Annotated in this window: 9 protein-coding genes; 6 read left to right on the top strand and 3 right to left on the bottom strand. The window is 37.0% G+C overall.

Annotation, left to right across the window (positions count from 1 at the left end):
• Nucleotides 1–61 precede the first annotated feature (61 nt).
• Nucleotides 62–1918 carry a VWD domain-containing protein gene (locus tag FLUTA_RS20420; protein ID WP_013685085.1) on the bottom strand — a complete coding sequence of 619 codons (1857 nt, stop codon included), beginning with the start codon at nt 1916–1918 and terminating at the stop codon, nt 62–64.
• 214 nt (nt 1919–2132) lie between these two features.
• Here FLUTA_RS20420 and FLUTA_RS01510 point away from each other — a divergent pair, with 214 nt between their 5' ends.
• Genes FLUTA_RS01510 through FLUTA_RS01490 form a run of 5 tightly spaced genes read left to right on the top strand, consistent with a single transcriptional unit; the run spans nt 2133 to nt 6735 of the window.
• Entirely contained in the window at nt 2133–3062 is a 930-nt protein-coding gene (locus FLUTA_RS01510; protein WP_013685084.1) for a PfkB family carbohydrate kinase, read from the top strand.
• A 37-nt stretch (nt 3063–3099) separates the two neighbouring features.
• Nucleotides 3100–4797, top strand: coding sequence for a DUF349 domain-containing protein (locus tag FLUTA_RS01505; protein ID WP_013685083.1), 1698 nt, complete (start codon nt 3100–3102; stop codon nt 4795–4797).
• A 3-nt stretch (nt 4798–4800) separates the two neighbouring features.
• Nucleotides 4801–5463 (top strand): hypothetical protein, encoded by a 663-nt coding sequence (locus tag FLUTA_RS01500; protein WP_013685082.1) that lies wholly within the window; start codon nt 4801–4803, stop codon nt 5461–5463.
• Nucleotides 5463–5837, top strand: coding sequence for a hypothetical protein (locus tag FLUTA_RS01495; RefSeq protein ID WP_013685081.1), 375 nt, complete (start codon nt 5463–5465; stop codon nt 5835–5837). The genes FLUTA_RS01500 and FLUTA_RS01495 overlap by 1 nt, the downstream gene beginning before the upstream one ends.
• Entirely contained in the window at nt 5830–6735 is a 906-nt protein-coding gene (locus FLUTA_RS01490) for a DMT family transporter (protein WP_013685080.1), read from the top strand. The genes FLUTA_RS01495 and FLUTA_RS01490 overlap by 8 nt, the downstream gene beginning before the upstream one ends.
• Nucleotides 6736–6811: 76 nt before the next feature.
• Here the strand turns inward: FLUTA_RS01490 and FLUTA_RS01485 are convergent, their stop codons facing one another.
• Nucleotides 6812–9265, bottom strand: a complete 2454-nt coding sequence (locus tag FLUTA_RS01485; protein WP_013685079.1) for a DUF5916 domain-containing protein — start codon at nt 9263–9265, stop codon at nt 6812–6814.
• A gap of 41 nt (nt 9266–9306) precedes the next feature.
• On the opposite strand from FLUTA_RS01485, the gene FLUTA_RS01480 reads away from it, so the two are divergent.
• Nucleotides 9307–10191 carry a hypothetical protein gene (locus FLUTA_RS01480; protein ID WP_013685078.1) on the top strand — a complete coding sequence of 295 codons (885 nt, stop codon included), beginning with the start codon at nt 9307–9309 and terminating at the stop codon, nt 10189–10191.
• Here FLUTA_RS01480 and FLUTA_RS20415 read toward each other — a convergent pair.
• On the bottom strand, nt 10183–12123 hold the full coding sequence (locus FLUTA_RS20415) for a ComEC/Rec2 family competence protein (protein WP_013685077.1): 1941 nt from the start codon (nt 12121–12123) through the stop codon (nt 10183–10185). The two genes, FLUTA_RS01480 and FLUTA_RS20415, sit on opposite strands and share 9 nt — an antisense overlap.
• Nucleotides 12124–12127: the final 4 nt, after the last annotated feature.

The raw sequence follows: 12127 nt of genomic DNA, 5'->3' as shown, positions 1-12127 counted from the left end.
TCGATTCTTAATTTGTTTCAAAATTGGGTAAAAAGAAAGGAGTCCGAAGACTCCTCTCGCGTTAACCACCTCTTCTTATAGGGGTAGTTATTGGTTTTGAAGGGGTTGTAACTGGTGTCGAAACTGGCGTACTTGCAGGACGCTGAACTGGTTTCGGTACCGGGTTACTTGGTGGAGGTGTATATCTTGGTTCTGATTTCACCGGTTCCGTGCGAATAGGTATTGTTCTTTCAGGTTGAGCCCTCACAGGCTCCGTCCGAATAGGTTCTGTTCTTATCGGTTGAGTTCTTATGGGTTCTGAGATTACAGGTTCCTTGCGGATAGGTTCTGTTCTTTCTGGTCGTTTAATTTCAGGTTCTTTAACTGGTTCATTACGAATTGGCTCCGTTCTTTCTGGTTTAGTCACTTGTGGCTCTTTAATAGGCACATTCACTTTTTCTTCAACGGGTTTTACAGTACCTCTTCCTGTAGTCGAAACAGGTCTCGTTCCAGGATTACTTACCGCACCAGGATCTTGTGGAATTGGTTTAATGGGTTCTCTAACGACTGGTTTTTCTGTTTCAATTGGACTAGTATTCCGAACTTTGGGTTCTTCAACTATTGGAGTTGGATAACGTTCTCTGAAAGGCTTTTGACCTGGGTTTCTATTTGGAGATGGAGTTCTTACCGGATCCAATTGTCTTCCTGTCGTGCGGTTTGGGATAGTTGGTTTCGGAGTAGGTTCGATACGCAAGAAACCATTGTCATAAACACATGCACTTAAATCATACCCCGTAAACCCTCTACGTTCGCACTCTCTTTGTGCACGTCTGCGGTCATCATCGTTTAAATCACCTAAAGTTCTATGAACACGAGGAAATGACTCATCGGTGAATGCAAAAGTACTTTGGTTGAAACCGTAATCAAATAAAGATTCTTCTGGGGAAATGCGGTATTGTCGTGCAAAATCTTTGGCTAAAAACGCCAAGTATTCTTTCTCTAAAACCTGATCACGTTGGTTAGTTGATCCAAAAACACCCATGTTCCAGTTAGAAGAAGCGATTCCTCCTTGTGTGTTACGAACATCGAAGTCGTCTGAACTTCTTCCATTTGCATTTCCTAAGATTCCATCAAAATTATCAGCACAAGGATAAATTTCTACTGCAATATTATAGAATCCCATCCCTCCAGTTTGTGAAGCATCTAGTTTCACACGTTCGCCAGTTGGCCATGTTACCACATAGTCATTTTTAGATGAACGACTAATCGTTCCACCATGTTCTAGGTAATAATTTTCACCTTCCACATAAATGGGTTCGCCTCCAATACGAAGTGGTGTAGAATTATTTCCATCGGGTTTTTCATTGGCATAAAAACAAACGCGGTCTCCACCAACATTCATTGCTACTGCTGTGTTTAGTGAAAAGTCATCAGATTGATTGCGCTGACGTACTTGTACATTCATGTTACCACTTCCAGATTTAACCAAAGTGAATTCTCCTACAGTTTGAAAGGAATAAGTCGCTCCATCAAACGATTTTAAATGCGGGTCTCCATAAGTTCGACCCATTACAGGTTTGCAATTGGGAGTTCTTGAAGTAAAACTGTTTAAACGATTCCATTTCGTGCGAGAGATACTATCAGAATTAGTAGTTGAACGTTGAATTTGACCCCTTACTTTTTCTTGTGTAGCAGTTGGCATCGCATTAAACATTTCTGCGGGAGTATATTCTTCCGGAAAATTACGATCCGGCGTCGGTTTTTTATCCGCCATTGCCTCCATAGAAGAAGCTAGCCATTCACCGCGCACTGCATCCCAAGCAACCATTTCTTTTCTGATTGATTGAAAATCTGACCCTAAGGCTGAATTTTGCTGAGCATGAAGTGTTCCCAATGCCGCTAGAGCGAATAGTCCAAAGAAAGTAAAGTATTTTTTCATAACTGTTGGTTTAATTCTGAAATCGATTAATCAATAAGCGTACCGAAAAATGAAAAGATCAATTTTTGTTAAAATAATTACAATTTACCATTCAATCACATTTAAATTTAAAACTCAAGAAATGCTAAAACAGGCTTTTTTGACAAATAGATAATAGATTTTGAGCGATTTAAACCTAAATAAATGTGTACATTTGCCCAAATAAATTAAGAAAATGAGTCTATTGACAGTTGGTAGTGTGGCTTTTGATGCCATTGAAACACCTTTCGGAAAAACAGATAAAATTGTAGGTGGGGCAGGAACGTTTATTGCGTTATCAGCATCTAACTATGTGAAAGATCAACGAATTGTTTCCGTTGTGGGTGATGATTTCCCTCAAGAGACCTTGGATTTACTAAAATCAAAAGGTGTTGCTTTGGAAGGTTTGCAAATCAAAAAGGGAGAGAAAACGTTCTTTTGGTCTGGTCGCTACCACAACGATATGAACTCTAGAGATACTTTGGTTACTGAATTAAATGTATTGGGCACTTTTGACCCAATTATTCCTGAATCATATCAAGGAGCTGAGTATTTAATGCTTGGAAATTTGAGTCCACAAGTTCAACGTCAAGTAATTGAGCGTTTAACAACCAGACCCAAGTTAATTGCAATGGATACCATGAATTTTTGGATGGATATTGCATTAGATGATTTGAAAGAAACACTGAAATTGATTGATGTTTTAATCATTAATGATGAAGAAGCGCGTCAATTATCGGGAGAATACTCTTTGACTAAAGCGAGTAGAGTTATTCGTGCAATGGGTCCAAAAACATTGATTATTAAGAAAGGTGAGCACGGAGCATTGTTATTCCAAGAGGAGAAAGTATTCTTCGCGCCAGCTTTGCCTTTGGAAGATGTATTTGATCCAACAGGAGCAGGAGATACATTTGCAGGAGGATTTATTGGATACATTGCTTCAACGGATGATATATCTTTTGATAATATGAAACGTGCAATTATTGCGGGTTCTGCCTTGGCATCTTTCTGTGTAGAAAAATTTGGAACACAGCGTTTATTAGAAATTTCAAAAGAGGAAATCGAAGCAAGAATTGATCGTTTTGTGACTTTAACAAATTTCGAAATGTCAACTGTAGTTGGTTAATTATTTGTAAATTGAGAAACCACTAAAAAGCTTTATCATGGAAAAGGCAAGTTTGTTAGAAGCATTAAAAAATCTCGTTCAGCAAGAGGATGCGCTTTCAGTAGCGCGAGAAGTGAGTGAATTACGCAATCAGTTTGAAGACGTAATATTGGAAGAGGATCGCCAATTTCAAATAAAGCAATTGGAGGCTAAAGAGAATGGTGAAACGGTTGAAGAACGACCTTTTGATACTGTTCGAGAAGAGTTTTACAATTTACACAACGAATTCCGTGATCGCAAAAAATCGCTTCAAAATGCGAAGAAAGAGGCTGAAGAAGCTAATTATCGCCGAAAGAAAGTGTTGCTTGAGCGCATGAAGGATGTGGTTGAAAAAGAAGAAAATATTGGCGCAGCGATGACTGCATACAAGGAAATACATGATGCTTGGAAAGAAGTGGGAGATATTCCTCGTGAAAAACGCCAAGATATTCAATCAGAATACTCGCGTTTACTCGAGACTTTTTTCTATCACATCAAAATCTACCGTGAATTACGCGAGCATGATTTACACCGGAATCACCAATTGAAATTGGATGTGATTCAGCGAATTCAAGAGTTATCAAAAGTAGAGAATTTGAAGGATGTTGAACAAGCGATCAAATCACTTCAAAACGAATGGGACGAAACGGGTCCTGTTGGAAATGATGCATGGGAAAGCTTGAAAAATTCCTATTGGGATGCAGTAAGAGCTGTTTATACTCGCATTCAAACGTTTTATGATGAGAAGCGAACGGAACTAGCTGCAAATCTAGAGCTTAAAAAAGAAATTGCGAAGAAGGCTATTGAAATTGTAACTGATTTTACATCTACCAATACAAAAGATTGGGATACTGCAACAGCAACTTTGTTGGCGTTACAAGAAGAGTGGAAAAAAATTGGTTTCGGTCCGCGAAAAGAAAATGAAGATGTTTGGAAAGAATTCCGTGCTGCTTGTGATGAGTTTTTCGCGAAGAAGAAGACGTTTTTCGATTCAATCAGAGGGAAGTTTGATGAAGTTGCCACTAAAAAACAACAATTGGTTGATAGATTGGATGAAATGAAACATTCTACTGATTGGAAAGCAACAACTGATCAAATCTTGAGCATTCAAAAAGAATGGAAAAATTTAGGAAGTGCTGGTCAACGTTTTGAACAAAAATTATGGAAAGATTTTCGTGCTGCTTGTGATCATTTCTTTGAAGCAAAACAAACTCATTTCAGTTCAAAAGACAAAGAGTTTGAAGGCAATTTGGCTTTGAAAATGGAATTGATTGAGCGAATTAAAACAACTGAAATTCCCGAAGATAAAAAAGAAGCATTGTCGTTGTTAAAGACTTTCGCAACGGAGTTCAATGAAATTGGGCATGTTCCAATGAAAGAGAAAGATCGTGTTTTCAATGCGTACAAAGAGGTTTTAGATGGTCACTATAAAAAATTGAAACTAGAAGGTGCAGAACAAGAGAAGATGTTGTTCCAAGCTCGTTTAGAAACTTTAAAGGGTGATCCAAATTCAGATAGAGCTCTTGCACGTGAGAAACACGATTTGAATGAAAAGATAAACAGATTGAAATCGGATATTTTGCAATTCGAGAATAACTTGGGCTTTTTCGCAAAATCGAAAGGTGCTGATTTATTGAAAAAAGAAGTAGAATCAAAAATTTCAGCTGCGCAACGCAAAATTGAAGAGCTGAGAGCAAAGATTAAAATGATCCAATAATCGATGAATCGATCTATCAATATTTTACTAATATTCTTTTCGTTTCCTTCTCTTGCATTTATTATATGCTTAGCGTTTGATATCCGTTTTTTGAATATTCCAATTGCGGATTTACCTTACAGATTCCACATTTTGGTAGGAGTAGCAACATTCTTGCTCTTACTCATTATTCGGAGATCTGTGAGTCGCTGGGTGGGTGTTACGATGACCCGCAAACCAGAACGCTTTATTTGGAGTACGCCTGTTTCGAAAGACCGAAAAAAGCAAGTTCGTTTGTTTTTAATTTTGGAAGCAGTCATTGCGTTTTTTGCCATGATAGCAGTATTGATGTTAACGGATGAAGCTTGGCCTGTTGCACTAGTTTACGGAATTATGGTGATAGATCAGTTAGCTTTTTTACTAATTGCTCAGGGCTGGTTCCGAGTAGGGATTACACACAAGGCAGTTGTGGTGGCAGATAGAGAAGTGAGATTGTTGTTTTTCTCTGGATTGAGAAGGGTTGAAACTCATCAGCAAACACTTTATTTTGAATACATAGAAGATTTACAATTGTCTTTTCCAATCAATTGTATTCCAAAAGAAAAGTATCCTGAATTTCGTGAAGTAATGGAAGAACGTGTAAACCGAGATCGCGTATTCTTTTCGGAAGGATTTAAAGCCTTGTAATGATGAAAAAGTTAGTCGAAAAGCCATTTTTAATTGGAATCTTAGTTTCGGTTTTATTGTTCATTGTGTGCTTGTTTATTCGAATTCCGATGTATGATGGCATTTTTTATTACGATAACGCATTGGTACATTTTCAATTAGAGTCTAAAATCGCATTGAGTTATTTCATGGGGATTGGATTAGATAAAGCAAGTGTGAATGGAGTTCCTCCAACACATTTCGAATTTAAACCCATTGGTTACGTTCTTTTCGCGTTAATCCATATTGGGCTTCCAGCATTAATTATTATTCGTTTCAAGTTGAGTAATGCTCGCAACGCTTATGCTAAAGCTTCAGAAAAGGAACAAAAGCTCGAAAATTTTTCGAATGACTAAGGATTTTCGGAGCTGGATTTTCTTATTTATTTTAGCACTTATTTGGGGTAGTTCATTCATTCTGATGAAGCGTGGAATGTATGATGAACTTGGCCAATCCATTTTTTCCGATTCACAAGTTGGCGCGCTCCGAATGGCTATTGCAGGTTTAGTCATGCTTCCTTTTGGGATTTGGAGTTTACGTAGAATTACCCATTGGAAACAAGTTTTCTATTTGTTAGTAGTTGGTACTTGCGGAAATTTTTTCCCCGCATTTTTATTTACGTTTGCAGAAACAAAACTGTCATCTGGATTGGCTGGAATGCTAAATAGTTTTACACCATTTTTCACCTTGATAATTGGTTTTTTGGTTTTCAAACAGCGTGTGCAACTCAAACAAGTACTCGGACTTTTCATTGCTTTTGCAGGAATTTGTATTTTAGTCGGAATACTGAATAATGCACCACTTGAAATTTCTATGTTACATGTTGGGGCAATTTTGCTAGCAACCTTGATGTATGGAACCAGTTTGAATACCATTAAGTATAAATTGGCTGAGTTCAAATCGTTGGAGATTGCTTCCTTAGCGTTTACTTTTTTAGCAATTCCATCTTGGATTACAACTTGGAATTTGGATACTCTGAGCGTTTTTAAAACAAATAAACATGCATACGAAGCCTTGTTTTATATCAGTATTTTGAGTGTTTTCGGAACCTGTTTGGCACTTCTTATCTTTAATCAGATTATCAAGTTGAAATCTCCCATGTTTGCCAGTTCGGTTACTTATATGATTCCGATTGTTGCTGTTATTTTGGGGGTCTTTTTGAATCAGGAGACGTTTCATATCTCTCAGTTTTTAGGGATGATTGTGATTGTTGGTGGAGTTTATTTGGTGAATTCTAGACAAGTTAAAAAGTAAAATTCTCAATTATTAATTATCAAGGTTGCAACTCTTCTTGATAATTAAGTCATTCATAATTGATAATTAGTTTGAATCATACCACCTTCTTTCGAAACCACTTCCCTGCATCAATATAAAAAAGAGCCTTCACAGAAAATGAATTCAAATACGGATTGTCGAATAAATTACGGAACGTATTGAAATAACCTTCATCCAATCCTTGCTTCGAAGCATAAATATTGTATTTCCACACAAAGCGAATTTCACTTCCTGGATAAATCACCCAACGCAAATCAAAATCTACTGTAAATGCATTGAAACTCGTATTGTGGTAACTTTGACCTAATGAATCAACTCCTATATAGGAAGAACTTGTGTAGCTTCCATCATTGTGTAATTCCATGAATGATTTATAGGCAACCTCCTGCCAATAATGGTTGAAGCGCAATTTCAATCCGAAGGTTTTGGTAAAGTTATAATCCAAAGAAATGGAGTTGGTGACAACCCAACGTTCTCGATTTCCGAGCGTAATTTGATCCGTATAATTGGTATCCGTTACTCGCACATATCCAAAATTGTTGAAAAAGCGTGATACACTGGAGCTCAAAACAGTAAATATTTTGGGTGTAATTCGAATTCTCGGACTCAGATTCAAATCCAGGTTTGACATTTCTTTTCGATCAAAAATGCGGTGATAAGCGAAGAAGTCTAAAGCAAATCGCTTGGAATAATCGCTGGAATAAAATCCTCCATACTGAAAGGAAGCAGGGAAATGAACTGGAATTCCAAAACTACGCGACTCGAAAAAATCGTGTTCTCCCAAAGGGTATAAATTGAGTGAAACACCTGTGGAAAGGAATTTTTTCGTGGTGATAATGTATTCTGTGTTAATGGACCAATATCCAATTTTTGTTGGTTTGTACAAGTATTCCAGCGTGCTTTCGACGGAGAGATTTCTGCGCAATAATTTTTTAGTTGCTTTATATCCTGTCCAGAAATACTCGCCGTTAAATCCTAAAAAATTGTTTCGAGCAAGAAACCCTAATTCATTGGAATTGTATTTATGGTCTGAATCGTAATAATCAATATTAAACCGATGCGCGCCTTTTACCTTTCGGAAACTCAAAGAAGACGAACGACCAACAGTCATTGAATTTCCAATTGAATTTAGCGAAATTTTTGTATTTCCTGAAAGACTGTAATCTCTTGATTTATTGAAAACCAAGCCTTCAAGTGTACTTATATTTGATATGAGATTGATTTCAGGACGAAAAACATTGGTGTTTAGAAAAGAAATATTTGCATTGTTTTTTAAGTTTTGAGATAAAACAAAGACGTTGTAATTGGAAACCGGATGTGCTAAAATTTTGTAATCATTTCCTGCTGAATCCTCATAATGTAGGAAGGATTTGTTCTCAATTGCATTAAAAACACCAATTCCCAACCCGCCTTTTGTGCGACCAGAAATTTTTAATGCGTTGATTAATTGTGCTCTGTCAGGAACAGAAGTAATCCTGTTATTTGGATCTTTGGAGGCGGAGTCAACGGCTTCGTATTTCAAATAACTTTCCGCACCAATTCTGCGCGAGTAAAACAAATCGCCAATTCCGAACAAGTCCATTCCTTCTAAAAAGAAAGGTCTGTTTTCGGGATAGCGTACTTCGAATGGAGAAAGATTCAGAACCAATCGATCTGAAACTGTTTGTCCAAAGTCTGGAATTAAAGTGGCATCTAAGGTGAAAGATTCGCTTAACCCAAGTTTCATGTCCATTCCCAATCGAGGTCTAAATCCCCAATCTTGACGTTGTTTGTTTTCGTCATAACTGTCTTCCAAATAGATGGTGGAATAAGGTGAAAAGGAAAGGCGAAGAGGTGAACCTAAATTCTCGATTCCTTTGATATATCCGCTTTGTGCAATTTCTCCGTATTGTTGCGGGTCCACTGCCGACCAATGAGAAGTTTCGCGGTTTCTGCGTACGTTTCTAACGTAATTAATGCGCCAGTTTTGAACTAGTTCTTTTGGGAATCGCAATTGAGTGAGCGGAATCCGAATCTCAATACTCCATCCTTCGGATATTCGTTTTACTTTACTTCTCCAAACAGCATTCCATGAAAAATCTTCCGTGGTTTGATTGATGATAGCATCCAATTCAGTTCCAGCAGCCGTGACATAAAACCCAAATGCATTTTGTCCAGCACCGTAAGGATCGATTAAGACACCAAACCAATCCGCATTCCCAAAGTCATCTCTTTCTGATAAAAATGCAATAATTGAATCGGGTTGATTGTCTACTAATTTCGCTCCAATATAGATATACTGATCGTCGTATAAAAAAGTCACTTCACTTTTATAACGGCTTGCATTTCCGGGATCGGGATAATTATTGATGAAATCAGTTGCTTTTTCACCTTCATCCCACGCTACTTCCAACAGCATTCCATCCAAAGTAATGGCATGATTTATTTTTTTTCCAGAAACTGTTTTTTGTGCAAAAAGAGATCCCGAAATCAGAATAAACGTTATTAGAATGGAGTAGCAAGATTTCACCCATCAAAAATCGTTATTTTTGAGAATATAAAGTCATCATTATGTCAGGAATTCATTTTCCCTTTCGTTTCATTTGTTTTTCACTTCTTGCAATTGGATTACATGCTTGTGGATTGAAGTTTACGCCGAGTCCGAGTTTGGCTGAATTGGCTAATACACGAAAAACGAAGTTAGAAGATCAATTAAGAGCAGATTTTGATGCCGTAAATAAAGCATATATTCCATTAACGTATGGACAATCAGTTACGGTGAAACCCATTTCTTATCAGAGATTGGATTCGTTGTTTGAGGCGAAATACCAACTGAGTCAGCGCGGAATGTCGACCAAAGAAATAGATCCACAAATCGAAACTCAAAAAATGATTTTGCTTTCAGATACCACAGAGGTCTTGTTTATGGAGACTCATTGGTTTGAATTGGTTCAGGATACAACTTATGAGTTTATTATTGCGAATTGTTACCTGAATAATCGCAATATACTTCGGAAAATGGAGTATGTGGATTATTTCACTACTGGAAAATGGAATCATACATGGGCGGAGCGCTACATGGAAGAAGATTGGTTTACCCAGAATCTAGGATATACTCCGAATGAAGATCTGAAGTTTTATGAAATGATGAAAGGGAAGGAGTTCAATTTGGTAGGAGAAGAGAAGGCTGCTTTTTTGGAGAATGTTTTTTTAGTCATGCGCTTTGCAAATGGAGCTGGAAATTTGTCGTACCAAACGATTATGATAAAGCTTGCTGCTCATCAATTGAAAAATGAAATTCCCGATTTTAAAGTGGGGGATTATGAATTCTCATTCAAGAAGGAGTTGAATCCATTTACAAAACAAACGGAATACATCGTTGAAGCGCTATCAGTTGAGGATAAAAACATCCTTATTACACGCAAATATGATTCATTTTTCATGCCCTTAAATTGAAATTTTAAAAGGTTGAATTGTTTCATTTCCGTATAAGTATCGTTGCAATTTTACACTCATTAATTGCTTGTTTTCAAAACTATTGGGCGTTCCTTTTGTTCGATACTGAATCTTCAATGTATCTACATGAATTTCCCAGCCATTTTTTGTTTGATTAATCAGGAGATTTTTCTTTCCAATAATTAGCTTGTTACTCGATTGAAGAATGATTGGCTTCGTGAGATTTAATCCTGAAAAACGAACGGCGTTTTTCAATGTTTGTTCAATACTCTTATTTCCTTCAGGAATTTCCGAGAAAGTAATAATTTGTCCATTCCATTGAATCATTCCACAAAAATGCTTGCTTGAAAACAAGTAAAGATTGTTTTGATTGAATTTCTCTTCGCGTTTCCATGAAATAAGAAAAAAGCAGAGAGCTAATGCTAGAAAAGCACCTTTAGGAATGAGTTTTCGAACCAAAAACTGATGAGCACAAAATCCAATCAAAGACGCAGTCACTAAAAATTCAACGAAGCTCAATTCAAATCCAGCTGAAACTCCGCCAGGAATGTCATTTACCCACTGAATTCCAAGGATTAATAGTTGAAGCGATAAAGCAGTGAGAAAAATAATGAGTGTTTTGAAATAAGGAATCCAAGCAGTAGCCATTAGAATAATAGGCAATAATAGCACAACAAAGCCGAGAAGCATCACCACAATGTTGGACAGCAAAAAGTAATTGGGAAACTGATGAAACCAATAAAGCATAAATGGAGTAGTGGTAATAGTTGCGGCAATCCCAACAGCACTTCCTTTCCAAATCCAATCTAGTGGTTTGTTTGAAACATAAATGAGTTTGTAGATAGGAGTTTGAAACAGAAAAATCCCAACAAGTGCCACATAGGAAAGCTGAAAGCCAATGTCAAATAAGTAATAGGGATCATACATCAAGAGTAGAATGGCTGAGAAAATGAGGTTATTTAATCCGCTGTTTTTTCGATTTAAAAGCTGTCCTAAAACAAGGATGCTGAACATCACCACTGCTCGGATAACAGAAGGTGAAGCACCACTTAGTAACCCAAAGCTCCAAATCAAAACCACGGAAAGAATGATAGATTGTTTTTTTGAAATCCATCTGCTAAACAATTGAAGAATCGCTTGAAAAATAATTAGAATGATTCCTACATGTAAACCTGAGACTGCTAATACGTGCATAGCTCCTGTATTGGAGAATGAATCCAGAACTTCCTGATTAATATCTGTTTTTGCACCAACTAGTAAAGCGATTCCAATGCCGGAAACAGACTCAGGAAGCCATGATTTTAGTTTTTCCGCAATTTCATTTTGCCTTTTTGAAAAGAAGAGTGAGATGCTTTCTCCAGTACCGATTTTTGAAATTAAATTCGAGGAAATAAAAGCTCGACCAACGTAATGATGTGTTCCATAATAATATTCAGCATCAAAGCTTCCTGGATTTGTTTCGTTTTTAAAAGCTTCAAGAGTTGTTTTGAACGCAATGATGTCTCCAATAGTGAATTTTCCCTCCAAGGTATCTAATGTTAGAATAACTGACCCATTTACTGACTGAAAATAATCTCCTGATTGTTGTTTTTCTAATGAAACATGAATGGTTTGATAACCAGATTCTGAAATTTTGGTTCTAAAAACTGTCCCTATGTTTATTTTATTCGACAATGTTTCCAATTGGGAGGTTTCCTGCTTCGACAGTTCGATGAGAAGAACGCCAACGAGCATGGAAGCAAAACCAAAAGCAAGTGGAGTAAGTTTCCTCTTCATACTATTTTTTTGAAATAGGCTAGCGAAAAACAGAGAAAGACATGTTGCTGATAATCCAGAAGTAATGGATAAAACGACGATTTTTGGGCTGTCATTAAAAACAACAGGGCAGAAAATGCCTATAACTAGGCCAATTAAAAGAGGGAGTAGTGGCATAAAT

The organism is Fluviicola taffensis DSM 16823, from assembly GCF_000194605.1.
Classification (GTDB): domain Bacteria; phylum Bacteroidota; class Bacteroidia; order Flavobacteriales_D; family Crocinitomicaceae; genus Fluviicola; species Fluviicola taffensis.
Note: the sequence above shows the minus strand (reverse complement) of the source record. Positions and strands in the feature narration are given on the sequence as shown.

What these genes read in the sequence shown, in the direction of transcription:
- FLUTA_RS20420 (WP_013685085.1), bottom strand. Translation starts at nt 1,918, where the DNA reads ATGAAAAAATACTTTACTTTCTTTGGACTATTCGCTCTAGCGGCATTG.
- FLUTA_RS01510 (WP_013685084.1), top strand. Translation starts at nt 2,133, where the DNA reads ATGAGTCTATTGACAGTTGGTAGTGTGGCTTTTGATGCCATTGAAACA.
- FLUTA_RS01505 (WP_013685083.1), top strand. Translation starts at nt 3,100, where the DNA reads ATGGAAAAGGCAAGTTTGTTAGAAGCATTAAAAAATCTCGTTCAGCAA.
- FLUTA_RS01500 (WP_013685082.1), top strand. Translation starts at nt 4,801, where the DNA reads ATGAATCGATCTATCAATATTTTACTAATATTCTTTTCGTTTCCTTCT.
- FLUTA_RS01495 (WP_013685081.1), top strand. Translation starts at nt 5,463, where the DNA reads ATGATGAAAAAGTTAGTCGAAAAGCCATTTTTAATTGGAATCTTAGTT.
- FLUTA_RS01490 (WP_013685080.1), top strand. Translation starts at nt 5,830, where the DNA reads ATGACTAAGGATTTTCGGAGCTGGATTTTCTTATTTATTTTAGCACTT.
- FLUTA_RS01480 (WP_013685078.1), top strand. Translation starts at nt 9,307, where the DNA reads ATGTCAGGAATTCATTTTCCCTTTCGTTTCATTTGTTTTTCACTTCTT.
- FLUTA_RS20415 (WP_013685077.1), bottom strand. Translation starts at nt 12,123, where the DNA reads ATGCCACTACTCCCTCTTTTAATTGGCCTAGTTATAGGCATTTTCTGC.